The organism is Stenotrophomonas sp. PS02297 (assembly GCF_029959705.1).
In the GTDB taxonomy this organism is placed as follows: domain Bacteria; phylum Pseudomonadota; class Gammaproteobacteria; order Xanthomonadales; family Xanthomonadaceae; genus Stenotrophomonas; species Stenotrophomonas nitritireducens.
Genome location: NZ_JASCOS010000006.1, coordinates 16,268 through 40,062 on the forward strand (window position 1 = coordinate 16,268; position 23,795 = coordinate 40,062).

A 23,795-nucleotide genomic window follows, 5' to 3' on the forward strand; every position below is an offset into this window, starting at 1 on the left:
AATGTTCCTCGCAAGTCGTGCCGCTAGAGAATGGGGGTGAACAGACGGGCCACCCCGTCGCGCAAGCGGATGGCCAGCGGGCGGGCGCGCAACGCCATGGCCGATATCTCGTTCGATGCATCACGGGCGGCATCAAAAAGGGATTCCAGCCGCGTAGACAGCCCGGTGTCGTACACCTCCACATTGAACTCGAAGTTGAGGCGCAGGCTGCGCGCATCCCAATTGGCCGAACCCAGGCAGCACCACTGGCCGTCTATCAGCATCAGCTTGCTGTGGTCGAACGGGCCAGGCCGTTCGAAGATGCGTACACCGTGCTCCAGCACCTGCCAGTAGTGGGCGCGCGCGGCCCATTGCACCGTGGGATGGTCGCCGTTTGCGGGCGTCAGCACCTCGACGCGCACGCCGCGCAACGCGGCCGTGCTCAGCGCCGCCATCATCGTCTGATCGGGCACGAAGTAAGGTGTCCAGATGCGCACCGAATGCTTCGCCGCGCTCAAAGCGCCCATGAAGGTCCAGCGCATCCTGTCCAGGGCCTCATCGGGACCGGCCTCGATGCCGCGCGCCCAAGAGGTTCCTTGCTCATCAGCCGTTGCGGGCGGTTCGCCCCAGAAACCCTTGCTGAGCCGCTCGCCCGTGGTATCGCACCAATCATCGGTGAAGCACCGCATCAGATGCGCAACCACCGGCCCGCGCAGACGAAAGTGCAAATCGTGACAGGCCTGCTCCGGCGCATCGGGCCGCCAATACGGGCTGAAGATGTTCATGCCGCCGGTGAAACCCGTCTCGCCATCGATCACCAGCAGCTTGCGGTGATTGCGCAGATGCGCGGCATGCAGGCGCGCGGGAATCAACGTCGGGTTGAACGTCGCCGCCGGAACGCCGGCGCGCTGCAAGGCGCGGTAGGCGCTGCGGGGCGTCCAGCGGGCATACACGTCGTCGATCAGCACCCGCACTTGCACGCCGCGCTCATGAGCCCGGCGCAGCGCATCGACGAACTGCGCCCCGATGCCTTGGCTGTCGAAGATGTACGAGGCCAGCGCGACGCTGTGCCGCGCCGACTCGATGGCGGCGAGCATGGCCGGGTAGGCCTGCTCGCCATCGACAAGCGGCTCGATGCGGTTGCCGCCGGTCAGCGACTGGCCGGTGGCGCGTCCCACCAGGTGGGCCAGACCGGCAAGCGGCGGCGATACGGCCTGGGGCATCGTAGGCGCGAGGTCCTGCCGAACAGCAGGATCTGCCCCCGGGAAGAGCCGCCGCGCCCGCCGCTGGTAACGGTTGATGCCGAACAGCCCATACAGCAGCGAACCGCCCAGCGGCAACAAGGCGATCAGCAGTACCCACAGCGTGGCCGATCGAGGGTCACGCTTGTAGATGACCGCGTGCCCCGCTGTGGGGATAGCGACCGCCAGCGACACGAGGGTGGCTGCCCATGTCAGCCCGTTGGGGTCGGACACGACAGCCTCCCATCGCTCAAGATTCGCCGCCCGCTGACTTCTTCTTGCGCGCAGGCTTGCTCGCGTCGCTAGGCGGCGTCTCGGCCACGTTCGCGGCATCGGGCTTCTCAGGCTCGGCCGGCTTCGCGGGTGGCTCCTGGCGCTCGAAGACCACCCGTTCGGCCTTGTCGTCCCAGCGGGCGCTGGCGTGATCGGCCTTGCCGATACCGCCACCCAGCATCTCGCGCGCCAGTGCCGTCTCCAGCTCGCTGCGGATCAGCCGCTTGAGCTCACGCGCGCCGAACTCGGGCTTGTAGCCTTCCTCCGCGAAGTGATCGATCAAGGTCTGATCGAAGGTCAGCGTCACGCCCTGGCTGGCGGCGTTGCGGGCCACACGATCGAGCTGCAGGCCGACGATATGGCGGATCTCCTCCTTGCCCAGCGCATGGAAGACGATGATCTCGTCGATGCGGTTGAGGAACTCGGGGCGGAAGTGTCCGCGCAGCACGTCCATCACCTCGCCCTTGGTCTTCTCGTATTCCTCGCCGGCGGCGCCACGGGCCTTCAGCCGACGCTGGATGATGTCCGAGCCCAAGTTCGAGGTGGCGATGATGATGGTATTGGTGAAATCCACCACCCGGCCCTTGCCGTCGGTGAGCCGCCCGTCGTCGAACACCTGCAACAGGATGTTGTAGACGTCGGGGTGCGCTTTTTCGATCTCATCGAGCAACAACACGCTGTAGGGTTTGCGCCGCACTTTCTCGGTGAGCTGCCCCCCCTCGTCATAGCCCACATAGCCCGGAGGCGCGCCCACCAGGCGTGCCACGGTATGGCGTTCACCGTACTCGGACATGTCGATGCGCAGCAGCGCACCTTCATCGCCATAGATCGACTCGGCCAGCGCCTTGGCGAGTTCGGTCTTGCCCACACCCGTCGGCCCGAGGAACAGGAAGGTGGCCACTGGCTTGCCGCCTTCGCGCAGGCCCGCGCGCGCCAGACGCACGGCATCGGCCACCGCGCGCACCGCTTCGTCCTGGCCCACCAGGCGCTCGTGCAGCCGCTGCTCCAGATGCAGCAGCTTCTCGCGTTCTTCCACCGTCAGCTCGTTGACCGGAATGCCGGTCAGGCGCGAGACGATCTGCGCGACATGCTCGGCTTTGACTTCGGCACTGCCCGAGGCGCGCTCGCGTTCCCATTCCTCGACAAGCTTCTTGAGTTCGGCCTCTTTGGCCTCGATGTGCTTGCCCAGCTCGGCGGCCTTGTCGTACTGCTTGCGCGAGGCCACATAGTCCTGCTCACGCCGCAGCTGGTGCAGTTCGGACTCCAGCTCCTGCACCGCCACCGGGCGGGCCGTGGCCGACAGCTTCACGCGTGCGGCCGCCTGGTCGAGCAGGTCGATGGCCTTGTCAGGCAAAAAGCGCGCGGTGATGTAGCGGTCCGACAACTCGGCGGCGGCGATGATCGCATCCTCGGTGATGCTGACCTTGTGGTGCGCCTCGAAGGTGTCGCGCAGGCCGCGCAGGATCATCATGGTCTGCGCTACCGTCGGCTCGGGCACCATCACCGGCTGGAAGCGACGCTCCAGCGCGGCGTCCTTCTCGATGTACTTCTGATACTCGTTGAGCGTGGTGGCGCCGATCAGGTTCAGTTCGCCGCGCGCCATCATCGGCTTGAACACGTTGGCCACGTCCAGCCCGCCTTCGCCGCCACCCTGGCCTGCACCGACGATGGTGTGCACCTCGTCGATGAAGAGAATCAGCTCGCCCTGGTGCTCGGTCACTTCCTTGAGCACCTTCTGCACGCGCTCTTCGAACTCGCCGCGGTACTTGGCGCCTGCCACCATGGCGTTGATGTTGAGTTCGACCAGACGCTTGTCGCGCAGCGTCTCGGGCACTTCGCCGGCGACCATGCGCTGCGCCAGCCCTTCGACGATGGCGGTCTTGCCGACGCCGGGCTCGCCGATCAGCACCGGGTTGTTCTTCTTGCGCCGGGCCAGCACTTCGATGGTCGTCTCGATCTCCTGCGCGCGGCCGATGACCGGATCGAGCTTGCCCTCGCGCGCCATCTTGGTGAGGTCGCGCGAATACTTCTCGAGTTCCGGCGTGTTGGTCGGCGTCTCGGCGCGGCCATCCTCGGCCCCTTTGCCGACCACCTTGCTTACCTGCTGGCGCAGCGCTTGCGGCGTGAGGCCGTAACGGCGCAGCAGGTTGGCCGCCAAACCTTCGCCTTCCTCGGCGAGCCCGATCAGGAAATGCTCCGGCCCGACATAAGAGTGGCCGAGTTCGTTGGAGGCCACGAAAGCACGGCTGAGCGCGTCCTTGACCCGGGGCGACACGCCGATCTCGCCCTCGAACGGCTTATCGCCGCGCTTGGCTTCGGATTCGATCTGGCGCTTGAGGTCATCGACCTTGATCTTGAACTGCCCCAGGATGGTCTTGACCACGTCGCTGTCGGATAGCGCCAGCAGCAGGTGTTCGGTATCGACTTCGGCGCGCCCGAACTCTGCAGCGTGTCGGGCGGCCTCCTGCAACAAAGCCTCGGACTGTTCGCTGATGCGGCTGGCGAGCCCACTGCCGCGACGGCGCGCGGTGCCCGTACCGGCCGGGGCGGGTTCGCCGAACGAGGCATCGACGACCTCGTCGGTATCGGCCGCCATGGACGGTGCGTCGTCACCGATGCGGAAGAAGTCGCTGCCAAGGAAGTCTTCGAACAGCCCGCTGCGCGAGCCGAACAAGGCTTCCAGCGGTGAGACGGTGCGCTTTTGCTGGCGCACCAGTTGGCGATAGTGATCGTCACACAACAGCATGGTGCTGTGGCGACCATTGAGATTGGCTTCCACCCGCACCGTGGCGGGCTGGCCGCAGACTTGGCATTGTTTTCTGGCCATGCTGATGCTCCTGTAAAGATTGATCTGACGAGGCACCGCCGATCACGGTGCCTCATCTCTTTGTGGTTTTTGAGAAAAACGCGCTGCCCCGCGTCAGCCGTTGATCGGGATCGAGCGCCCCTGCTTGGGCGTACTGGCCTCGCGCTTTTCCATCGTGATCGTGAGCACGCCGTTCTTGAAAGCGGCCTTGATCGTGTCCTGGTTGGCATCGGCCGGCAGGTTCAGAGCGCGCTGAAAGCTGCCGTAGGAGCGCTCCACCCGGTGGAAACCGCCGTCTTTCGTTTCCTGCTCCTGACGCTTTTCACCGCGCACCAGCAGCACGTCGTTGTCGAGCGTGATCTGGATGTCTTTCTCCTCGATGCCGGGTACTTCCAGGGCGATCTTGTACTGCTTGTCGGTCTCCTGGATGTCCAGCGCCGGCTTCAGCATGCCCGGCCAGTCCGACGGCCAGCGTGGCATGGCCAGCGTCGGGAAACCGAAGCCTCGAAACGCGTCGTCGAACAGGCGGTCGATCTCGCGATGCAATTGCAGGATGGGACTGACGGGCCCACCCGCCACCGGCAGGTCATTGCGCTGCACCGGCAGCGAGGCAGTGCTCTGTTGTTCTTCCTGCTCCTTTTTGAACCAGTTCCAGGGAGCCAATTTCTTGAAATCAATGTCCATGTCATACCTCCAGAAATCAATTGAAGACTCACTCAATCCGTTTGCCTGCGGCTATGGATAGCGCGCCCAGGCAACACGGGATGTTTCGCTGACTTCGGCTGCTCATCTGTGCGTATCACCTCCTTCTTTCTGCCTGCTTGGATCTGATCATTGATCCATCGATCGATTTCACTTTGACGAAACCGCCACGTCCCGCCGACCTTGAAGGCCGGAATCTCCCCGTGCGAAGCGAGCCGGTAAAGCGTCCGCTTGCCGACTTTCAAGTAGGCAGCCAACTCGTCGAGTGTGAAGATCGCCTGCTGGCGCGCTGTCATACCACCCCCACAAGTTCCGTCGTCACGCGGCCTCGCTCGAGGAAATTCTTGCAAGACTTTGCAAGATAGTGCGCCTAATATGCCGAAAGTCAAGAGTCAACATCCAGCGACCTGCTGGCCGATTGATGTGACTCAATCGTAAGCAGCCAGGAAACAAATGTTGGCTGCCACCGCGATGGTGCTTCCCAAGTCATCAGTCTGCAGCCATGTGAAAGGGGAAGTCCATGAACGAGATTGCCCGAGTCGGGGTGGATCTGGCCAAGCGGGTTATCTAGGTGCATGCGGTGGATGCGCGCGTGGTGGTTGCCAAGGCGCTGGCCGCTGACAAGTTTGCGGCCTGGTGCGCGGAGCTGCCTCCCGGCTGCCTGGTGGCCCTGGAGGCCTGCGGCGGTGCGCATCACTGGGCACGCAAGCTGCGCGGCTATGGGCTGGATGCGCGGCTGATTGCAGGCCACTTCGTCACGCCCTACCGCATGGCCGGCAAGGGACGCAAGAACGGTGCGGCCGATGCCGCAGCGATCTGCGAGGCGGCAACCCGCCCGCACATGCGCTTCGTGCCGGTGAAGCCGCCGGCGCAGACGCTGCTGGCCAGCCATCAGCTACGCAAACCTCCCGATTCACTCACGCAGCTTATTCCTGCTTGCCTAGGGACGACCATGTAAGCGGCAGATGGTCGGAGTCCTTTGCGACCAGCACCTACGCGAGCAGCCCGCAGGTGGGGATGCCCTTGGCGATGATCTCCGCCGGGACCGGCGCCTGGGTCAGCGTTCGGCACCTATGCGCAGGTCCACTTGCCGCGGATGTGGCACTCTACCGTGAATACGCCCGGTGTGTTGTCCAGCTTCTCGCTGATGCGCTTGAGCGCACAGCCGCACGCGCAGCGAGTGTTCTCGGGCTCGTGGTGGCAGTCCACGCGCGGCAGGTCCGCCGGCAAGGCGGTGCGCTTAGGCATCGCGCCAGGCGTAGCCGGCGGCTTCTTCTTGCCCAGCAGTTCCTGGAGCTGCGCCTCAGCCGCGGCAAGGTCGGCGTCCAGAGCCTCGTCGAACAGCGCGCGTTGTTCGGCATCGAGCTGCTCGCTCTTCTTGCCGAACTTCAGGCGTCGCAGCTGGGCGATCTCGAACGAGAGCTTCGCCGTAGGCGCTGACATGGGCGAAAAGCATCCGAGCATCACCCCCCAGGATGGCTCTCATCTCGATACAGAGGTGAATCCTCCGCACTATTCGGCTCCCTACGATGATATGGACTGATCACATCGGTAGGGAGAAAGCATGAACTTACGCCATCTTCGCTGCTTCATCGCCGTAGCCGAGGAACTGCACTTCGGCCGGGCTGCTCGACGGCTGCACATCGAACAGTCTCCACTGTCGCGCACGATCCGCCAGATGGAGGCGGATTTAGGGGTGCCGCTGCTCAACCGCTTGCCACGCAGTGTTCGTCTCACACCGGCGGGACAGGTCTTCCTCGAAGAAGCCCGGCGCGTACTGCTGGCCTTCGAGCAAGCGCAGACCAAGGCACGCGCCGCAGCGAACCAGCGGAACACGCTGCGCATCGCACTATCTGGTGACATGGGGCAGGCCCGCTTGTCGGCGTTGCTTGCGCTTTGCCGCGAGGAGGCACCACAGGTCGGCATTCGGATATTTGAAACGCCACTGGCGCAGTTGGTGACTGGACTGCGCAACGACTTGTATGACGCAGGTTTTGCATTGGCTGGTGAAATGGACGCCGGCATCGTCGCCATGCCGGTGTGGCGAGACCCGCTGGTGGTGGCTTTGCCCGCCAGGCATCCGCTGCTGGCTTTCAAGGAAGTGCCGCTGGAGGAAGTGGCGAGCTATCCGCTGGTGCTGTGCGATCCCCAGGTCTGCGAAGGTTGCAGCCGGCAGCGCGAACGGCTGCTCCGCACGGTGGATGCGCAGCCGACGGTAGCCGAGTACGTCAAGACCCATTCCCTGATGCTGGCCCTCGTGGCCGCCGGCTACGGCGTGGGCTTTTCGAGCGCGGCGCATCTGGCGGGTTGCCATCAGGCCGATGTCGTCGTGCGGCCGCTGGCCGACGAGACCGCTTCGCTGACGACCTATCTACTGCGACCCGAAGGCGAAATCATGGAGCCGCTGCGGCAGTTCATCGACCGCGTGGAGCGTGTCGGACGCCCGCAAGGCACCGATCAACGCCCGATGTGACGCGGGGATTTTGGACGGTACGATTCCCTTTCGGTCTGGACCTTGACCCGCATTGCATCGGCGGCCGACCTTTTGCGTCACGGGCATGGATGGCGAATCGGGCCTATCCACCCGGCATCAAGCAAGGCACCTTCAAGCTGTCGAGGTCACAGCAGTGACGCAGAACGCATGAGCCCTTGCTGGATGCAAACCGGCTCAGCCGGAAGTCGCATTGGCGCTTTACCCCGCCCGTATTCCTACGAAAACTTTGCCCTGGTTTTCCGGTAAAGCGCAGCATCCCTTCCTGATCGAACTTGGATGCGCGGCTTTTCAGACCGTTGCGCCGGTAACAAGATTTTTCGCAGGTGCATTATGGTTGAGGTGTAGCGGGCACCGCAAGGAGGTTTGCCCCCTGCGTAACGCTCGGCGACATCGCCGCACCCAACGTCCACCACGATGCCGACCGGCTCGCGCTTCATCGGGTTCTTTGGGCAATCGCTGCGCCCATGTGGGCCGCGCGCGCTTGCCATGTGTCGATCCGACGATGGGAAGAGCGCGATATGCCGAAATCGAGCAGCCACGCCTTTGGCGCAAAGACGTACTACCGACCGATCGAGGCGGCCGTCCGCTGGTGCGGTCTCCTGCGCTTCGAGCAGCGTATTCTGGAAGCGCTGGAGCAGCGTGCCATGCCGGAGCCCGGCGAATTCCCGCGCTGGCCGCTGCTGCGCCTGTATGCCGAGCGCATCTTCGACGCGCTGACGCATGGCGAATTGCCCGGTGGCAAGGCCGGCATCGTGCTGGACTCGCAGCGGCCGGCGCTCGACGACCCCGAGCTGACCGTGCGCCACGTGGACTTGAAAGCGTGGATGTCGCAGTTCTACCCCGGCGATCGGCCGGGGTTTTTGTTTGACGGCATCGAACGCGCGGTGCATCCGGCGGTGAGCGTGGACACGCTCAACATTCTGCTGGCCGATCGCGAAGCAGCGAAGTCGCAACTTGCCGAACTTGCCCTGGTGCATGAAACGCTGCGCACCGCGCACGAAGCACTGGCGAAGGAACATGCCACGCGCGCGGCCAACGACGAACAGGCGCGCGAGCCTGGCCTGCGCAGCGAGACGACTTACCTCAACATCATCGGCGGACTGCTGACGCTGCTGCTGGGCAATTCGCCGTCAGGCGCGGCCTATTCGTCGTTCCGCAGCATGGATGCCGTGGTCAGCGCGCTGATCGCACACCATGAGGGGCGGCCGGGTCTCAGCGAGCGGACGCTGTGGAGCAAGCTCGCGCAGGCGCGGCGCCACCTGGAGGCGTCGCGCTGACGACGCGGCCAGCATGATGCCGATGCGGCGCACTGCAATTGCAGTCGCTGCTTCTGCAATTGCAGTGATTTCGGCGACCGCGGTGTATTGAATACGAGGCACTTTCCGAACAGCGCCAGTGAGCGTCAAGGAGTGTCTCTCATGTCTTCGCAGACCACCGCGCCGGCAGTGCCGGCCGAGCACCGCATCCTGCGTCGCGCCGAAGTCGAGGCCAAAACCGGCTTCAAGCGCGCGCACATCTACAGCCTGATGAAAGAAGGCAAGTTCCCCAAGGCGCTGCGCTTGGGCGTGCGCGCCGTGGGCTGGGACTCGGCGGAGGTCGAGCAATGGATCGCCGATCGCCTCGATGAGCGCGCCTGACGCTTTTCCTCGGTACATGCCATTCAACCGGGAGAGGCCCATGCAGGTGGTGTCCATCATTTCGACCAAGGGCGGCGTCGGCAAGACCACGACGGCGGCCAACCTGGGCGGCTTCGCAGCCGACACCGGGCTGCGCGTGCTGCTGCTGGACCTGGACGTGCAGCCCACGCTGTCGAGCTACTTCACGCTGGCCGAGCGCGCGCCGGCCGGGATCTACGAGATGCTGGCCTACAACGAGCAGCGCGCCGAGCAACTGGTGTCGCGCACCGCGATCGAGCGGCTTGACCTGGTGCTCTCGAACGACGACCGCGGCGAGCTGAACACGCTGCTGCTGCACGCGCCCGATGGCAGATTGCGGCTGCGCCACCTGCTGCCCACGCTGGCGCCGCACTACGACCTGCTGCTGATCGACACCCAGGGCGCGCGCAGCGTGCTGCTGGAGATGGCGGTGCTGGCCTCGAACTTGGCGCTTTCGCCGGTGACGCCGGAAATCCTCGCGGCGCGCGAGCTGCGGCGCGGCACGCTGCAACTCATCGAGGACATCGCGCCGTACCGCCACCTCGGCATCGAGCCGCCGCCGCTGCACCTGCTCATCAACCGCGTGCATCCGGTGTCGTCGAATGCGCGGCTGATCCAGCAGGCGCTGCGTCAGGTATTCCAGGAGCAGCCTGGCGTGCGCGTGCTGGACACCGACGTGCCGGCGATTGAAGCCTATCCGCGCGCCGCGACGCGCGGACTGCCGGTGCATCGGGTGGAATACCGCCAGCCGGCGGGCCGCACGGCACCTGCCGCATTGGAGACCATGCGCGCGCTGGCCGGCGAGCTGTTCCCGGCGTGGCAGGAGCGCTTTGCGCTCGTCACCGGCCGAGGCGACGCGGGAGGGGCCGGCCATGGCCAGCGCACATGACCTGGCCCGCGGCCACAAGCGGCTGCGAGGGCTGATCGAGTTCGCCCTGGGAGAAGGTTGGAAGGTGGTGCGCACCCGCGGCGGGCACCTGCTGTTCACGAAGCAAGGCTGCGCGCCGATCTACACCAGCTCGACGGCGAGCGACCACCGCGCCGAGCGCAACGCCCGTGCGCAGCTTCGCCGCGCCGACCGACAGGCGGCCCAGGGTGTTGCAGCATCTCAGGAGAATGGCCGTGGCTGACCTGACGCCGCAGGACATGGCCGCCAATCTGCTGGCCTCGGGCTTCGAGCGCAACGGCCCTTCGGTCGCGGCCCTGAGCGACCCCATCGCCGACACGCCGATGGTGGTGACGCTGGACCAGTTGCGCCCCTACGACCACGACCCGCGCGTGACGCGCAACCCGGCCTACGAGGACATCAAGGCCTCGATCCGCGAACGCGGGCTCGATGCGCCGCCCGCGATCACGCGCCGGCCCGGCGAACCGCACTACATCATCCGCAACGGCGGCAACACGCGCCTGGCGATCCTGCGCGAGCTGTGGAGCGAGACGAAAGACGAACGGTTCTTCCGCATCCCCTGCCTGTTCCGCCCGTGGCCGCAGCGCGGCGAAGTGGTGATGCTGACCGGGCACCTGGCCGAGAACGAGTTGCGCGGCGGGCTCAGCTTCATCGAGCGGGCCTTGGGCGTGGAGAAGGCGCGCGAGTTCTACGAGCAGGAAATGGGGCGGGACAGCGGCCAGCCGCTGTCGCAGAGCGAGCTGGCGCGGCGGCTTACGGCCGATGGCTTCCCGCTGCCGCAGTCGCACATCAGCCGCATGCAGGACGCCGTGCACTACCTGCTCCCGGCGATCCCCACGCTGCTGTACGGCGGGCTCGGCCGGCATCAGGTGGAACGGCTCGCGGTGCTGCGCAAGGCCTGCGAACGCACCTGGGAGCGGCATGCCCTGAGGCGCAACCTGTCGATGGACTTCGCTACGCTGTTCCAGGACCTGCTGGCGCAGTTCGACACGCAGCCCGACAACTTCTCACCGCAGCGGGTGCAGGACGAGCTGGTCGGCCAGATGGCCGAGCTGCTGGAAGCGGACTACGACACGCTGAGCCTGGAAATCGACGACAGCGAGAGCCGGCAGCGCGCATTGACCAGCGATCCTGCGCCGCTGCAGGCGGCAAGACCTGCGGTGCCGGCCGGGCCACCGCGACCACCGTCACCGCCTTCGCTGCCGCCCGGCCCCTCGGTGCAGTCGTCGGAGCCTGGCCCTGGCCAGGCTGCGCAGGCCGGTTCCACGCCGGCCGCCAGCGACAAGGGCATGCAGCAGGATGACGAACGCCTGCAGGGTCACATCGTGTCCCCGGCCCCGACCACCGAACGCCTGCAATCCATCCAGCGCATGGTGGCCGATCAGATGGGCGACAAGCTGCCCGACTTCGAGGCCGACGCGCTGCGCGCGATCCCTGTGCAGGCGGGCGGGCTCTACCCCATCTCGGATGTCTGGTACATCGAGCCCGGCCTGGATGTGCCGGATCGGCTGCGGGTGCACATCGCACAGTTCGCGCGCGAGATCGCCGAGGAAGCCGACGTGGCCGGGCAGGTCGAACCCAGCGAAGGCGGCATGGGCTTCGTCTGCGTGGCGCCCCCGGCGGTGCGCGCATTGCCTCCGTTCGCGTGTGCGGTGCTGACCTTGCTGCATGCGCTGTGCGCCGCGCCCCGACCCGCCCCCGGCTTCGATGGCGCCCGGCTGGCCGACGACCTAGCGGCCTTGCTGCATGGCGGCGGCGCATATCCGCGCCTGAGCGATGCCGGGCTGGTAAAGCTGTTCCGGCTGCTGCGCATGGCGCGCCGGCTGCTGGATCTGGAGACCGGCGCGGCCTCCAGCAACCCCGGCCACGGCGCCTGAGCAGAGGCCATCATGTCGGCACCGCATCCGCTCAACCAGGCCGTCATCGCACAGGCGCTGCACGACCTGCGCAATGGGCAACTGCGGCGCTGCAAGGCGATGGGCTTCGGCGAGGAGGAGCTGGACGCGCTCAAGCACCCCGAACTCGTGAGCATGCTGGTGAACGCCACGGTGTCGTGGTGTTCGGTGTCGGTGAACCGCGATGTGCTGAAGCGGCTGCTGAGCCAAGTGCACGACGTGGAGCGAGAGATCGCGACGGTCGACCGCATGCTGCGCCTGGGCGCCAGCACGGAGATGGTCAGCCGCTTCTACGGGCTTACGCACCAGGAGGTGGCCCTGCGCCGCGACATCCTCGGCCTGCCCAAGCGCAAGGGGCGGCATCCGGTGCTGGACGAGGCGCAGGACACGGCGCTGTGGAAGCAGTGGAAGGCCGGCGTCATGGAGCGCGGCATCGCGCTGGACGATGAGGTGGCGATGCTGACGCTGACCATGGACCTGGCCGAGACCTTGAACCTGCCGATGTCGGTGATCTGGTCGGCGATACGCAACTGGATCGACCAGGGGCTGGTGTAGGCCATGGCGACCGGCGGCGCACCCCGGCGCGATGGCCCCGTGGCGCTGTCGGCACTGTTCGACGACGCGCTGCGGGAACTGGTGCCACGGGCACCACCGACACCGCCAGCCCCGCGCGGCGCTGCTGCTGCATTGCCGGCCGCGCCGGTCAGCGACGGCTTCCTCTACAGCGGCAACCGGCACGAGAGCGTGCCGCGTGCGCTGTTCCTCGACCGGCGCCTGACGCCGCTGGAGCGCAACGCCTGGCAGGTGCTCCGCCTGCAGCTCCAGAGCGACGGCGTGACGGCGTTCCCGACCTACGACCAGCTTCGCCCCTACCTCGCCTCGATGCCCTGCGCGGCGCAGGCCTCGCACGAGACCGTGGCGCGCGCCTTGACGCTGCTGCGGCTGACGCGCTGGCTGAGCCTGGTGCGACGGCGCCGCGACCCGAAGACCGGGCGCATCCTGAGCAACCTCTACGTGCTGCACGACGAACCGCTGACACCCTTCGAGGCGATGCAGCTCGACCCCGACTACCTCGGCCTGGTCAGCCAGGCGCTGACCCATGCGGCGAAGGCGGTGCAGATCGTCGGCATGAACACCCTGCGCGAGATCGCCGAAGACCCGATGCTCAACGGCCGCACGCTGCCCACGCGGCTGCAGGTGCTGGCACAGCGCATGGCGCGCAACGAATGGGCGGACGCGAGTTATCCACAAGCGCCTGTGGATCACGAATCCGAAGAAGGCCAGGACGGCCTGCTTCGGAATCTCGAAGGCCCGTCTTCGGAATCCGAAGCAGGGCTGAAATCCGCGCCAGACGGCTCACTTCGGAATCCGAAGGAGGACCGTACTGTACGTATGGATCGTATAAATCAAGTACGTACAGTACCGCGCGCGAAGTCGTTGCAGCACCTGCGCCTGCCCGAGCGCCTGCTGCGCTTGAAGGACGAGCAGCAAAGCGGCGCGATGGTGGCCTTGCAGCAGGTGGACGAGTCGCTGCGGCAGGCGGTGTTGGACGAATGGGATGCGCGCTGCCGCAAAAGCGCGGTACGCAACCCGGCCGGCTATCTGTTCGGCATCATCCAGAAGGCGATGCGCGGCGAGTTCAAGGCCTGGGCCGGCGAAGGCGGTTCGCCATCGACGCCGCCTGCGCCGCCGCCACGGCCAGCCGCACCGGCACCGTCTGCACCGCCACCGCCCGCGCCGAACGGCCCTGGCCGCGAGGCAGCGCGGGCCTACCTGGCGAAACTGCGTTCAACCCTGGGCGATTCCTGAGCAGCTATCCCCAGGGGATAGCTGGGACACGAAGCCTTCCAGGCATCGGCTTCGGTTCTGTCATGCGTCGCACGGTCGCAGCCCGGCGCGGACCTATCCCCTGGGGATAGACGGAACACGCGACCTTCCGGGGCGACAACCGGGAGCGCACCCGCTGCGGTTTGTTGACTGACGCCCTTCCGGGCGATGCCGATGCTGGCGGCTCGTTCCCGTACCGCGAGTCGTCACCATGGCCAATGAATCCCAGCCGCACCTGCAGTTGAATCTCGGATCGCTGCGCAGCGCGATGTCGCTGACGCTGCACACCCACCACGCTTCACGCATCTGGCATGGCCGAGCGCCTGCCGAGGGCCGGCCCGGGATCATCGGCCTGAACGGCTACATCAGCGTGATGAACAAGATGAAGCGCGGCGCCGAGCAGGACGATCCCTACTCGGATTTCTGGATGCTGCGCATCGAGGACAAGCTGACGCAGACCAAGGACAGCTTGCAGGCGCTGCGTGAGCAGGTGGACCAGGCGCTGGCCGACGTGCCGCCCGCGCTGTCGCTGGGCGAGAACATGAACGTGCAGCCCGTGAAGCTGCCGCTGTTCGTCAATGCGCAGCTCGGCTTCATAGCGGTGTACCTGCTGGCCGACTACGACGACCTGGCCCGCAAGCTGATCCTCGCCCACCACACCGCGCTGATCGACCGCAGCACGCTGGAACGCTGGCTCAACGACGGCGCGCATGCGCTGCGCAGCCTGTTCTCGCTGGCACAGCAGTACCGCTACTCCGGCGCGACGCGCGACGACTTCGCCTCGAAGAACGCGGTGGCGCGGGCGGCGCTGGAGAAGTTCGGCGAGTTGCCGCAGGACGTGCTCGAAGGCACGCGCCGCTCGCGCTTTGCGCCACCGATCGCACGGCGGTCGGGCAAGCCTGGTAAAGCCGCGGATGCCGCACCCAGCGCTGGCGCAGCCGACGTGGCGGACGACGACCACGACCATGACGGCGAAGGCACGAAGGCATGACAGCATCGTCTTCCAACGGCCAACCGGCGCGCTTCCTGCCGCTGGAACAGGCGGACTTCCAGCGCCTGGAACACGGCTCCTACCTAAAAGGCCTTTTACAGCCTTTTAAAGGTAAGGGGAGTCTGGAGGCCTGGGCCAACCAGTGCACGGCGCTGCGCGACGACTTAATCGGGCTGGCGCAGCGGCGCGTGCTGCAACAGGCGCGGGCCTACCCCTTCTCGCTGCTCGACGTGCAACTGGCCCAGCAGACCACTGGCGCAGGCACGACCTTCCTGCGCTGGCGCAACCACGACCGTTCTTCCATGGGCGTGGCGCTGTGGGAATCGCTGCTCGACCGCCCGGCGACGCCGGCCTCGCTGATCGACGACCTGTACGCGATGGAGCTGCAGCGCATCGCTTTGAACATGCAGATCAGCCTCCTTCACACGCTGGGCCGCCAGGCCCAGGAGTGCGCCAGCAAGGCCGCGCAGGCCGAAGCGGCTTACCTGCGACGTGTCCACGGGCATGCCGCGTCGGTTCCATCCACCACCCCCAAGGAGTCTCCATGAGCACGCACTTCGTCGGCGAGGGCAACATCGGTTCCGCGCCGGACTATCGCGAATTCCCTAACGGCAACGACGAGCCGCGCCGGCTGCTGCGCCTGAACGTCTACTTCGACAACCCGATCCCAAAGAAGGACGGTGAATTCGAGGACCGCGGCGGCTTCTGGGCGCCGGTGGAGCTGTGGCACCGCGACGCCGACCACTGGAAAGACCTGTACCAGAAGGGCATGCGCGTGCTGGTAGAAGGCCGCACGGTGAAGGACGAGTGGGAGGACGCCGACGACAACGAGCGCACGACCTTCAAGATCGAGGCCCGCCGCATCGGCATTCTGCCGTACCGCATCCAGGCCGTGACCCTCAGCGCCAGGACGCTGGAACCCGAGGCCGCAGTACCGCCGCCGAAGGAGACCAAGGGGACGAAGGCGTCGAAGGAAACCAAGGCCAAGGGCTGATTCCCCGCAGGGGGCGGCTGTAGCAACCGTCAGACGCCCGCCATGCACCAGCTATCCCCAGGGGATAGCTCCAGGGTGTTCCACCGGGTTCCAGCCGCCCTCCCGAAACGACGCTCCCGCTGCGCCAGCCGTTGCGGCTTCGCGCATGCCGCTGCGGCAACGCATCGCCTGCCGATCACAAAGCGGTGTCTGCGCCAATCGGCTTCCTTGCTGCCGTCATCCGCTGGCCCGGCCAAGCTGGGGCCATCCGATGACCGCACACTTCCAAGGAGGCTTCATGCGCGTGTTCCTGTGCGAGAAGCCGTCCCAGGGCAAGGACATCGCCCGTGTGCTGGGCGCCGGCCAACGCGGCAACGGCTGCTACAGCGGTGCGGGTGTCGTCGTGACCTGGTGCATCGGTCATCTGGTCGAAGCGGTTCCGCCCGAAGGCTACGGCGAGCAGTACAAGCGCTGGGGCATCGAGCAACTGCCTATTCTTCCCGAGCGTTGGCGTGTCGAGCCCAAGGCGGCGACCGCGGCGCAGTTCAAGGTCGTGCAGCAGCTCGTCGCCAAGGCGGGCGAACTGGTGATCGCGACCGACGCCGACCGCGAGGGCGAGATGATTGCCCGCGAGATCATCGAGCTGTGCGGCTACCGCGGCCCGATCCAGCGCCTGTGGCTGTCGGCGCTCAACGATGCGTCGATCCGCAAGGCCCTGGGCACGCTCAAGCCGTCCGCCGAGACGCTGCCGCTTTACTTCTCCGCGCTCGCCCGATCGCGTGCCGACTGGCTGATCGGGATGAACCTGAGCCGCCTGTTCACGTTGCTCGGGCGCCAGGCCGGCTACACCGGCGTGCTGTCGGTCGGGCGCGTGCAGACACCGACGCTCAAGCTGGTGGTGGACCGTGACCGCGAGATCGCGCGTTTCGTTTCGGTGCCGTTCTGGGCCATCGAGGTTGCACTCTCACATGCGGGCCAGTCCTTCGTCGCAAGCTGGACGCCGCCGCAGGGCAGCACCGACGACGCCGGCCGCTGCCTGCAACAGCCGGTGGCGCAGCAGGCTGCCGAGCGCCTGCGCGCGGCCGGTGCCGCCCAGGTGCTGTCGGTGGAAACAGAGCGCGTGCGCGAAGGGCCGCCGCTGCCGTTCGACCTCGGCACGCTGCAGGAGGTGTGCTCGAAGCAGTTGGGTCTGGACGTGCAGGAGACGCTGGACATTGCCCAGGCGCTGTACGAGACGCACAAGGCGACCACCTATCCGCGCTCGGACTCAGGCTACCTGCCCGAGAGCATGTTGGCCGAGGTGCCCACCGTACTCGACAGCCTGCTCAAGACCGACCCCGGCCTGCGCCCGCTGATCGACCGCCTGGATCGCCAGCAGCGTTCGCGGGCCTGGAACGACGGCAAGGTCACGGCGCACCACGGCATCATTCCCACGCTGGAACCGGCGAACCTCTCGGCGATGAGCGACAAGGAGCTGGCCGTCTACAGGCTGATCCGCGCCCACTACCTCGCGCAGTTCCTGCCGCACCACGAATTCGACCGGACGGTGGCGCAGCTTACGTGCGGCGGGCAGTCGCTGGTCGCGGTCGGTAAGCAGATCGCGGTGGCCGGATGGCGCCAGGTACTGGCGGCGCCGGAGCCCGACGACGCGGACGGCGAGGAAGCGCAGCGCGGCCAGGTGCTGCCGGCGCTGCGTGCTGGAGCTTCCTGCCAGGTCGGCCAGGTCGATCTGAAGGCGTTGAAGACGCTGCCGCCCAAGCCCTACACGCAGGGCGAGCTGGTCAAAGCCATGAAGGGCGTCGCCAAGCTCGTGACCGACCCACGCCTGAAGCAGAAGCTCAAGGACACCACGGGCATCGGCACCGAGGCCACGCGCGCCAACGTCATCAGCGCCTTACTGGCACGCGGCTATCTTGTGAAGAAGGGCCGTGCCATCCGCGCATCGGATGCGGCTTTCACGCTGATCGACGCGGTGCCGGCGGCCATCGCCGATCCGGGCACGACGGCGGTGTGGGAGCAGGCGCTGGACATGATCGAGGCCGGCCAGATGACGCTGGACACCTTCATCGCCAAGCAATCGGCCTGGGTCGCCCAGCTCGTGCAGCAGTACCGCGGCGCAACGCTCCCCCTCAAGCTGCCGCCCGCGCCGAGCTGCCCGCAGTGCGGCGCCCCGATGCGCCAGCGCACTGGCAAGAACGGCGCGTTCTGGTCGTGCAGCCGCTACCCGGACTGCAAGGGCACGGAGCCGGTCGAAACCGCGACAGGCAAGCCCGCAGCGCCAAGCCCGCGGCGTCGGTCTCCGAAGGCGAGCTGACGCCCACGTTTCCCTCTGCCACGCCGGCTGCTGCCGACGGCGGGGCAAACCTCCCGCACCCCGCGGGACTCCCCAGCGCGCGTTCCCTTCTGCAACGGTGTGCGCGTCCTGCAGGCCCATCACGGCCTGCTGGGCGAGAAGGTCATTTCTCCCCGGATCGCGTTCGCCGCGGTTCCCCTGATCGAGGTGCTTCCGCCGATACGCGAGCGGTCTCCTGACGCCTTGGTGTGCAAAACTGCGAGGCGCCAGGAGACCGCTTGCGGTCGACGGTATTCGGTGCCGGTGCCCGCCGGCGGAACAACGGGCTCCCTTTGTGTGTGGATGCACGCCAGAGGATTCCGGCCCCCAGCCACGAAACGGGCCGGGTGAGATTGCTGACGCAGCGAATGGCTTTGACGATGGCCTGGCCTGCTTGCAGCCCACAGGTGGATTGATTTCTCTCCAGCCGAAGCCTTGCGAGGCTTCGGCGCCTTTGTCGTGGGCGAACGGAATCGTGCATCGCTGCTCTTGCCAGCGCTCGGCCCAAACTGGACGGCGTTCGGTTCCGTTTGATCAGCGACGGAGTGCCGCCGCGCTTTCATTCTTCCCGCATGTGTCGCTGACGGTCGTCAGCACCATGCCCTGGCAGCCCCGGTCCTCAAGGCTGCAACGCGGTTCGCCGCGTTGACCGATCCAGTCCGCTTCGCACCGACCACCGCGGACGCGCGTCGCCACGACGCGGGTGCTTTTCATGTTCAACCCTTCGGGAGGTATCCGCTCCCGTCAGGGCGTGGTGCTCCCGGTCTTCAACCAACAGGAGAAAACCATGTCCCTTGCGCTCGCATCGGCACCTTTGAGTGCTGAACAGGCCCGAGCCGAATCCATCGGCTACCAGGCCCTGGCCTGCGTCGGCAAGCGCCTGCCCCTGCAAGTGCTGTGCAGCGCAGCCGGCCACTACATCGGCACCGCCGATGCGGACGGCCCGGTCTCGCGGGAGTCGGTCAGCTACTTCCGCTCGCACCACGCCGCCGAGCACGCCCTGCAAACGGGCCGCTGGCAGCAGCGCCTCCACCCGTGATGTCCAACCACCAGGAGCCCATGTCATGAACCGTGCCCTGCCTCAAGAGGTACTTGATCAGATCGAGCTGGAACACCAGCACTTCGCCGCCGCGCCCCAAGCCTTCTTCGAGGCGTGGAAACGCGGCGTCGACATCGCCGGAGCCGAATGGTTCGGCGACGGCACCCGCGAAGGCCTGCAGCGTGCCACCACCAAGTGGGATCTGCGGCCGAAGCTGCTGATGCTCAACGATGCCCTCGGCGTCCTGAGCAGCGGCCAGCGGATGTTCCTGTCCGCGATGGTGAGCTTCTACAACGCCCGCGAGGGCGGTGCGATGCTAAAGCGTTGCGGCTTCGAGGGTCTGTCCGACCTGGGCGGCCTCGACCTGGAACGGCGCAAGGTCGTCGCCGACCTGACGCTGAACTACAACGGCTGGTGAGCCGCGCTGCGGCCTGCCGACGTTCTTCTTTTCTTCCCACCCCACGAGGGACATGCGTCCCTGCATGGGGCCATGTCCCTCCTTTTCTTGAAAGGAGTGATTCATGTCCCCTGACTTTTCCATCGGTCTGCTCGTGACCGACGACGACATCGATGCGGTCATCCTTGAAGGCTGGCCGGCCGACGTGCGCAAGCCGCGCATCGTGGTGTTCGACTACGCCGGCAATGATGTGCCCGACGAGTATGTGCTGCATGTCAGCAGCGGAACCCCGAATACCGGATTGACCGGGCGCGAGGTGTTCCCGGTCGAGTACGGACCCGACTGCCGCTACCCATCGCCCGCTGAAGTCCTTTCGGTGCTCGATGCACCTAAGCCGGCCGGAAAACCTTCCGCGCTGAGCATCGCCCGCAACGTGCACCAGAGCATCCTCAACCTGGATGCGCGGCTGGATCGCCTGGAGCAGGCGCCGACCGGCGACGACTACAACCGCCTGTACCAGCTTGCGAATGGCGGCCTGCTCGACCTGTTGAAGGCGCTGGGCGACCCGTCCTCTACCGCTGCCGGCTGACCGGCTGCCACTTCATCCACCCGCTGGGGTTCAATCCCCAGCAGGGGATTGCCTCGGCCATCCCCTGCTGGAGAAATCCCATGTCCTACTCGAACAACAATCCCTTTGTCCGCGGCTACGACGGCCTGTCCGTCCAGCGGCTGCTCGCCATCTCCTACGACGACGACTGCCCGCTGACCTACCTGCCGCTGCATCCTTCGCAGTCGAATCTGCCGGACAGCCAGGTCGAACGGCGGGCCTGCATCTTCTCGGACGACTTCGTGCTGATCACCGAGGACCAGGTGGTCCCCAACGAGTTGCAGGCGCAATGCCGCAGCCACGGGCTCGCCCGCAACGTGGTCTATGCCGTGATGGCCGAGGAAGACGGCAAGCCACTGCACGTGGGCGACACTTACTCCGAAGAAGCGGCGCGGGAAGTCGTGCGGCGCCTGCGCTATGAAACCGGCTACTACAGCCGGTGCTGGGAAATCAGCAGCGCGCACCTCGACGCCGACGCACACCGCTTCCTCGCCGAACTGGCGGACATCGCCACGCCGACGCTGTTCCTGTTCGTCGCCTTCCGCATCCCGTACGGCCCGGCCATCGGGTTGAAGCTGATCGCCACGCCCTGGACCGACGAGAACCTGCGCGCGGTCGAAGGCATCACGGCCAAGCGGCTGATGCAGGAGCATCGCAAGAAGGGCATGCCGGAATCCCTCATGCACGTGCTGCACCTGGCCGCGCTCGCCGACGTGCGCATGCTGGTCTTCGATGCCGATGCGCAGGTGCTGGACGGCCTGCCGATCTACGACGACTGACACCACCTTTCGAGCCCCCACGCGGGGCTCGTATTCTTTCTGGACGAAGCCGGTGGACGCGCAGTGCCGATTCCCCCGCGTCGCTGGCCCACGCCTGACGCACGCTGCTCGCATGTTCGCTGGCGTTGCCGGCAAGCATGCCCAGGCAGTCGAGACCTTCGAGGCTGCGGCACGGTTCGCCGTGCTGGTTGCTATTCCTTCTCCGGGCGCATGTCGCGTCCATCCACCTCACCCCCAAGGGACACACCTCCCTTGCGGGCGGAAGTCCCTTGGTTGCCACAAGGAGTCTTCCATGGATACCCAAGCCATCCGCGCACAGATGCCGACGCTGGTTCGCGGCCACGTGCCTTCCAACGTCTGCAGCTTCAAGTTCAACATCTTCGACGGCCAGCCCAAGGTTTCGACGCTGGGCTTCCACGTTGATCCCAAGCCCTTCGAGGGCAAGGTCATCGCCACCACCGACGAGGCCATCGTCGTCAAGACGGGGCGGGCCGAGTTCGCGGTGCTCGACAAGGCCCTCGTCACCGACGTGCCCGACGAAGGCGCCAAGGTGCAGGTCGAACCGTATGCGCGGCGCCGCTTCGACGGCTTGCGCGCGGATACGCCCGAGGAGAGCACTGAGTTCACCGCCGACGGCCAGCCGTACACGGTGAAGCGGCTCATCCTGGGTTCCGCGCCGGCCAAGCTGCCGATCCCCGAGCCGCAGTGCCCCGAGCTGCAGGAGCTGATCCACCAACTGGAGCAGTTGCCCGCGCCCGATGGATTCCGCCGCATCACGCACCTGCTGGTGGATGCCGGCGCGCGGGACTTCACGGTGGTCGATCCGAGCCCCAGCAACATCATCGCCACGCCGCCGGCCATCGGCTTCACCGTCGCTTCGGCGAAGTTCCAGGGGCGCGTCACCGTGCTCTACGAACGCGGCCTCGACACCTACGCGGTGGAGCTGCATCGCGAAGGCGAGCTGGTCGAGCGGGTCGATGAAGTGTTCTTCGACACCTTGGGCCAGGTGCTGGAGCGGCTGATCGACGACGGGAGCTGGCGCCTCATCCGCGTACAGCGCCTGTCCGGTCGCAAGCCCGTCCAGCACTGATCCCCTCACGTCCCCAAGCGGCTTCCCGTCCTCGCGGCGGGAAACCTTCTTCCTTCACCGTTGGAGACCACTTCCATGACTGTTCGATTCAAAGGCACCGAGCTTCGGCCCGTGCTTGCCGAGGCGGCGGCCAACCAGTGCCGCGTCATCCTGGTCAAGGACCAGGGCGTGTATTTCATGGCCGAGCACGGCGAGAGCCGGCCCGATGGGCGGCGCAAGACCATCGCCTACGCCGTGGGCTGCAACCCCGATGTCGATGCGTTCGACGACTGGTGGGAACTGGCGCGCGCCGAATTCGGCGGCGACGACTTCGGCGAGTTCTTCGCCCTGCAGGAACGGGTCCTCACCCGTATCCTGCACAGCGAGGACGACCTCGAAGTGTCGGCCACGGTCACGCACCTGTCGATGCAGACGGTATCCGCTGCACCGGCCGGCCACTGACCGTACTGCTTCCCAGCCCCCTTCACGGGGGCTTCTCTTTATCTCGTGCCGCGGCCCATGGCCGCATCGCACGCGCTCGTCTCCAGTCCGGCTCGGGCCGCTCACGCCGGCATCTGCCGGTGCCACCGCCTGGTGACGCCTGCATGCGAGACCCGTTCAAGATCGAGCAACCGACCTGCATCAGCTTCAGCGGCGGCCGCACCAGCGCGTACATGCTCTGGCGCGTGCTGCAAGCCAACGGCGGCCTGCCCGCAGATGCCGTCGTCTGCTTCGCCAACACCGGAAAAGAAGTGGAAGCCACCTTGCGCTTCGTGCGCGACTGCGCCGAGCACTGGCAAGTGCCGATCCACTGGCTGGAGTACCGGCCCATCGAACCGGGCTTCGTGGTGGTGGACTTCGATACCGCCAGCCGCGCGGGCGAGCCCTTCGAGATGCTGGTCCGCAAGCGGCAGTACCTGCCCAACCCGGTGGCGAGAGGGTGCCACTAATGCGGACAGCCGCCGGTGCCGATTGCCGCTCGCGCGGGCGCGCGCCTGGCGCCACGCTGCCGCCATGTTCCGCTGACGCCCGTCAGCAGCATGCCCAGGCAGTCTCGATCTTCAAGACTGCGACGCGGTTCCGACCGCGTTGATCAACCAGTTCGCTCCGGCATCCCAGCGCGAACAGCCATCGGTTCTCCCGATGGTGATGCCACCCAAGCTGTTCCTTCAACCCACGCGGGGGTTCCACACCTTCCCCGCCTTGGGTCGGGTGTGTCTCCGCCTCATTGTTCTCAGGAGATTCACCATGACCACTTCCACCGACAAGTCCTACTTCGACCTGCACATCACCGGACTCGGGTATCTCAATCGCATCCGCGAAGTGAAGCCCAAGAAAGGCGATGCGTTCCTGGCCTGCGACATCGCGGCGCTCAACGGCCCCAGCGATGACGTGGCCTACGTGCGTTTCGACACGCGCGTCTCGGGCTCCGAAGCGCAGCACCTCGTGCGCCGCTGCATCCAAGCGGTCGATGCCGAGAAGAAAGTGATGATCGGCTTCCGTCTGGGCGACCTGTGGGCCGACACCTTCACCTACTCCAAGGGCAAGCGTGCCGGCGAGCAGGGGGTGAGTTTCAAGGCCCGCCTGCTGTTCGTCAGTTGGATCAAGGTCGACGGCAAGCTCGTCTACAAGGCCGAGCCCAAGCCGACCGATGCCGACCAGCGCGACGAACGCGACGTGCGTAACACGGATGTCCCCGCGACGTTCGCTGAGCCGCAAGCCGCTGCGTTCGAGCCCGCCAGGCCCGCCGCCGAAGCTGCCGACGAAGCCACTGCCGATGCGCCTGCATTGGAAGTTGCCGAGTCGTTCTGATCCGCAAGGCCCCGACT

Annotated in this window: 25 protein-coding genes and 1 pseudogene; 21 read left to right on the forward strand and 5 right to left on the reverse strand. The window is 66.4% G+C overall.

The features are described from left to right. Positions 1-23 precede the first annotated feature (23 nt). The 4 genes from cls to QMX80_RS02555 all read right to left on the reverse strand — a co-directional run bounded on the left by cls (position 24) and on the right by QMX80_RS02555 (position 5,297). Positions 24-1,454, reverse strand: a complete 1,431-nt coding sequence (gene cls, locus QMX80_RS02540; protein ID WP_282275083.1) for a cardiolipin synthase — start codon at positions 1,452-1,454, stop codon at positions 24-26. A gap of 16 nt (positions 1,455-1,470) precedes the next feature. Then, the gene (gene clpK / locus QMX80_RS02545; RefSeq protein ID WP_049591583.1) at positions 1,471-4,320 is read right to left on the reverse strand and encodes a heat shock survival AAA family ATPase ClpK; all 2,850 of its coding nucleotides are present in this window, start codon (positions 4,318-4,320) and stop codon (positions 1,471-1,473) included. Positions 4,321-4,413: 93 nt separating this feature from the next. Beyond that, a complete protein-coding gene (locus QMX80_RS02550; protein WP_016446189.1) occupies positions 4,414-4,983 on the reverse strand; it encodes an Hsp20/alpha crystallin family protein in 570 nt (189 codons plus the stop codon). A gap of 32 nt (positions 4,984-5,015) precedes the next feature. After that, on the reverse strand, positions 5,016-5,297 hold the full coding sequence (locus QMX80_RS02555; protein WP_019373850.1) for a helix-turn-helix domain-containing protein: 282 nt from the start codon (positions 5,295-5,297) through the stop codon (positions 5,016-5,018). A gap of 284 nt (positions 5,298-5,581) precedes the next feature. Between QMX80_RS02555 and QMX80_RS02560 the strand changes: the two genes are divergently transcribed. Further along, complete coding sequence (locus QMX80_RS02560; RefSeq protein WP_016446188.1) at positions 5,582-5,959, forward strand: IS110 family transposase; 378 nt, start codon at positions 5,582-5,584, stop codon at positions 5,957-5,959. Positions 5,960-5,996: 37 nt separating this feature from the next. Here the strand turns inward: QMX80_RS02560 and QMX80_RS02565 are convergent. Continuing rightward, positions 5,997-6,426: pseudogene (locus QMX80_RS02565) on the reverse strand (IS66 family transposase); the annotation flags it as partial. Positions 6,427-6,565: 139 nt separating this feature from the next. Here QMX80_RS02565 and QMX80_RS02570 point away from each other — a divergent pair. The 20 genes from QMX80_RS02570 (at position 6,566) to QMX80_RS02665 (ending at position 23,778) form a co-directional block, all read left to right on the forward strand. Then, complete coding sequence (locus QMX80_RS02570; RefSeq protein WP_012761385.1) at positions 6,566-7,474, forward strand: LysR family transcriptional regulator; 909 nt, start codon at positions 6,566-6,568, stop codon at positions 7,472-7,474. Between the two features lie 539 nt (positions 7,475-8,013). Then, a complete protein-coding gene (locus QMX80_RS02575; RefSeq protein WP_003454930.1) occupies positions 8,014-8,772 on the forward strand; it encodes a hypothetical protein in 759 nt (252 codons plus the stop codon). 141 nt (positions 8,773-8,913) lie between these two features. After that, complete coding sequence (locus QMX80_RS02580) at positions 8,914-9,132, forward strand: AlpA family transcriptional regulator (RefSeq protein WP_003454927.1); 219 nt, start codon at positions 8,914-8,916, stop codon at positions 9,130-9,132. Between the two features lie 40 nt (positions 9,133-9,172). Beyond that, positions 9,173-10,039: a ParA family protein gene (locus tag QMX80_RS02585; protein WP_004265510.1), complete on the forward strand. Its 867-nt coding sequence runs from the start codon at positions 9,173-9,175 to the stop codon at positions 10,037-10,039. Next, entirely contained in the window at positions 10,023-10,280 is a 258-nt protein-coding gene (locus tag QMX80_RS02590; RefSeq protein ID WP_003454921.1) for a hypothetical protein, read from the forward strand. The genes QMX80_RS02585 and QMX80_RS02590 overlap by 17 nt, the downstream gene beginning before the upstream one ends. Next, positions 10,273-11,934 carry a ParB family protein gene (locus QMX80_RS02595; protein WP_016451641.1) on the forward strand — a complete coding sequence of 554 codons (1,662 nt, stop codon included), beginning with the start codon at positions 10,273-10,275 and terminating at the stop codon, positions 11,932-11,934. Before QMX80_RS02590 ends, QMX80_RS02595 begins: the two co-directional genes overlap by 8 nt. A gap of 12 nt (positions 11,935-11,946) precedes the next feature. Beyond that, entirely contained in the window at positions 11,947-12,507 is a 561-nt protein-coding gene (locus QMX80_RS02600) for a DUF2857 domain-containing protein (protein ID WP_003454899.1), read from the forward strand. 3 nt (positions 12,508-12,510) lie between these two features. Beyond that, entirely contained in the window at positions 12,511-13,761 is a 1,251-nt protein-coding gene (locus QMX80_RS02605; protein WP_020306388.1) for an STY4528 family pathogenicity island replication protein, read from the forward strand. 229 nt (positions 13,762-13,990) lie between these two features. Then, complete coding sequence (locus QMX80_RS02610; protein ID WP_282275121.1) at positions 13,991-14,770, forward strand: PFL_4669 family integrating conjugative element protein; 780 nt, start codon at positions 13,991-13,993, stop codon at positions 14,768-14,770. Then, positions 14,767-15,318, forward strand: a complete 552-nt coding sequence (locus QMX80_RS02615) for a DUF3158 family protein (protein ID WP_004265525.1) — start codon at positions 14,767-14,769, stop codon at positions 15,316-15,318. Before QMX80_RS02610 ends, QMX80_RS02615 begins: the two co-directional genes overlap by 4 nt. Next, a complete protein-coding gene (locus QMX80_RS02620; RefSeq protein WP_003454893.1) occupies positions 15,315-15,764 on the forward strand; it encodes a single-stranded DNA-binding protein in 450 nt (149 codons plus the stop codon). The genes QMX80_RS02615 and QMX80_RS02620 overlap by 4 nt, the downstream gene beginning before the upstream one ends. A 277-nt stretch (positions 15,765-16,041) precedes the next feature. Further along, complete coding sequence (locus QMX80_RS02625; RefSeq protein WP_004265528.1) at positions 16,042-18,057, forward strand: DNA topoisomerase III; 2,016 nt, start codon at positions 16,042-16,044, stop codon at positions 18,055-18,057. A gap of 805 nt (positions 18,058-18,862) precedes the next feature. After that, on the forward strand, positions 18,863-19,114 hold the full coding sequence (locus tag QMX80_RS02630; protein WP_003454891.1) for a hypothetical protein: 252 nt from the start codon (positions 18,863-18,865) through the stop codon (positions 19,112-19,114). A 25-nt stretch (positions 19,115-19,139) separates the two neighbouring features. Beyond that, positions 19,140-19,532 carry a hypothetical protein gene (locus QMX80_RS02635; RefSeq protein ID WP_003454890.1) on the forward strand — a complete coding sequence of 131 codons (393 nt, stop codon included), beginning with the start codon at positions 19,140-19,142 and terminating at the stop codon, positions 19,530-19,532. Between the two features lie 103 nt (positions 19,533-19,635). Then, positions 19,636-20,100 carry a hypothetical protein gene (locus QMX80_RS02640; protein ID WP_004265538.1) on the forward strand — a complete coding sequence of 155 codons (465 nt, stop codon included), beginning with the start codon at positions 19,636-19,638 and terminating at the stop codon, positions 20,098-20,100. An 80-nt stretch (positions 20,101-20,180) separates the two neighbouring features. Further along, entirely contained in the window at positions 20,181-20,897 is a 717-nt protein-coding gene (locus tag QMX80_RS02645) for a hypothetical protein (protein ID WP_016451644.1), read from the forward strand. Positions 20,898-21,189: 292 nt separating this feature from the next. Continuing rightward, positions 21,190-21,987, forward strand: a complete 798-nt coding sequence (locus QMX80_RS02650; RefSeq protein WP_049591581.1) for a hypothetical protein — start codon at positions 21,190-21,192, stop codon at positions 21,985-21,987. 75 nt (positions 21,988-22,062) lie between these two features. Further along, positions 22,063-22,428, forward strand: coding sequence for a DUF3085 domain-containing protein (locus QMX80_RS02655; protein ID WP_175191785.1), 366 nt, complete (start codon positions 22,063-22,065; stop codon positions 22,426-22,428). 143 nt (positions 22,429-22,571) lie between these two features. Further along, a complete protein-coding gene (locus QMX80_RS02660) occupies positions 22,572-22,916 on the forward strand; it encodes a hypothetical protein (protein ID WP_003454883.1) in 345 nt (114 codons plus the stop codon). Between the two features lie 298 nt (positions 22,917-23,214). Then, positions 23,215-23,778, forward strand: a complete 564-nt coding sequence (locus QMX80_RS02665) for an STY4534 family ICE replication protein (protein ID WP_003454879.1) — start codon at positions 23,215-23,217, stop codon at positions 23,776-23,778. Positions 23,779-23,795: the final 17 nt, after the last annotated feature.

What these genes read in the sequence shown, in the direction of transcription:
- QMX80_RS02585 (WP_004265510.1), top strand. Translation starts at nt 9,173, where the DNA reads ATGCAGGTGGTGTCCATCATTTCGACCAAGGGCGGCGTCGGCAAGACC.
- QMX80_RS02625 (WP_004265528.1), top strand. Translation starts at nt 16,042, where the DNA reads ATGCGCGTGTTCCTGTGCGAGAAGCCGTCCCAGGGCAAGGACATCGCC.
- QMX80_RS02575 (WP_003454930.1), top strand. Translation starts at nt 8,014, where the DNA reads ATGCCGAAATCGAGCAGCCACGCCTTTGGCGCAAAGACGTACTACCGA.
- QMX80_RS02570 (WP_012761385.1), top strand. Translation starts at nt 6,566, where the DNA reads ATGAACTTACGCCATCTTCGCTGCTTCATCGCCGTAGCCGAGGAACTG.
- QMX80_RS02645 (WP_016451644.1), top strand. Translation starts at nt 20,181, where the DNA reads ATGTCCTACTCGAACAACAATCCCTTTGTCCGCGGCTACGACGGCCTG.
- QMX80_RS02615 (WP_004265525.1), top strand. Translation starts at nt 14,767, where the DNA reads ATGACAGCATCGTCTTCCAACGGCCAACCGGCGCGCTTCCTGCCGCTG.
- QMX80_RS02600 (WP_003454899.1), top strand. Translation starts at nt 11,947, where the DNA reads ATGTCGGCACCGCATCCGCTCAACCAGGCCGTCATCGCACAGGCGCTG.
- QMX80_RS02660 (WP_003454883.1), top strand. Translation starts at nt 22,572, where the DNA reads ATGCGAGACCCGTTCAAGATCGAGCAACCGACCTGCATCAGCTTCAGC.
- QMX80_RS02550 (WP_016446189.1), bottom strand. Translation starts at nt 4,983, where the DNA reads ATGGACATTGATTTCAAGAAATTGGCTCCCTGGAACTGGTTCAAAAAG.
- QMX80_RS02605 (WP_020306388.1), top strand. Translation starts at nt 12,511, where the DNA reads ATGGCGACCGGCGGCGCACCCCGGCGCGATGGCCCCGTGGCGCTGTCG.
- QMX80_RS02610 (WP_282275121.1), top strand. Translation starts at nt 13,991, where the DNA reads ATGGCCAATGAATCCCAGCCGCACCTGCAGTTGAATCTCGGATCGCTG.
- QMX80_RS02650 (WP_049591581.1), top strand. Translation starts at nt 21,190, where the DNA reads ATGGATACCCAAGCCATCCGCGCACAGATGCCGACGCTGGTTCGCGGC.
- QMX80_RS02655 (WP_175191785.1), top strand. Translation starts at nt 22,063, where the DNA reads ATGACTGTTCGATTCAAAGGCACCGAGCTTCGGCCCGTGCTTGCCGAG.
- clpK (WP_049591583.1), bottom strand. Translation starts at nt 4,320, where the DNA reads ATGGCCAGAAAACAATGCCAAGTCTGCGGCCAGCCCGCCACGGTGCGG.
- QMX80_RS02635 (WP_003454890.1), top strand. Translation starts at nt 19,140, where the DNA reads ATGAACCGTGCCCTGCCTCAAGAGGTACTTGATCAGATCGAGCTGGAA.
- QMX80_RS02590 (WP_003454921.1), top strand. Translation starts at nt 10,023, where the DNA reads ATGGCCAGCGCACATGACCTGGCCCGCGGCCACAAGCGGCTGCGAGGG.
- QMX80_RS02580 (WP_003454927.1), top strand. Translation starts at nt 8,914, where the DNA reads ATGTCTTCGCAGACCACCGCGCCGGCAGTGCCGGCCGAGCACCGCATC.
- QMX80_RS02555 (WP_019373850.1), bottom strand. Translation starts at nt 5,297, where the DNA reads ATGACAGCGCGCCAGCAGGCGATCTTCACACTCGACGAGTTGGCTGCC.
- QMX80_RS02620 (WP_003454893.1), top strand. Translation starts at nt 15,315, where the DNA reads ATGAGCACGCACTTCGTCGGCGAGGGCAACATCGGTTCCGCGCCGGAC.
- QMX80_RS02640 (WP_004265538.1), top strand. Translation starts at nt 19,636, where the DNA reads ATGTCCCCTGACTTTTCCATCGGTCTGCTCGTGACCGACGACGACATC.
- QMX80_RS02630 (WP_003454891.1), top strand. Translation starts at nt 18,863, where the DNA reads ATGTCCCTTGCGCTCGCATCGGCACCTTTGAGTGCTGAACAGGCCCGA.
- QMX80_RS02665 (WP_003454879.1), top strand. Translation starts at nt 23,215, where the DNA reads ATGACCACTTCCACCGACAAGTCCTACTTCGACCTGCACATCACCGGA.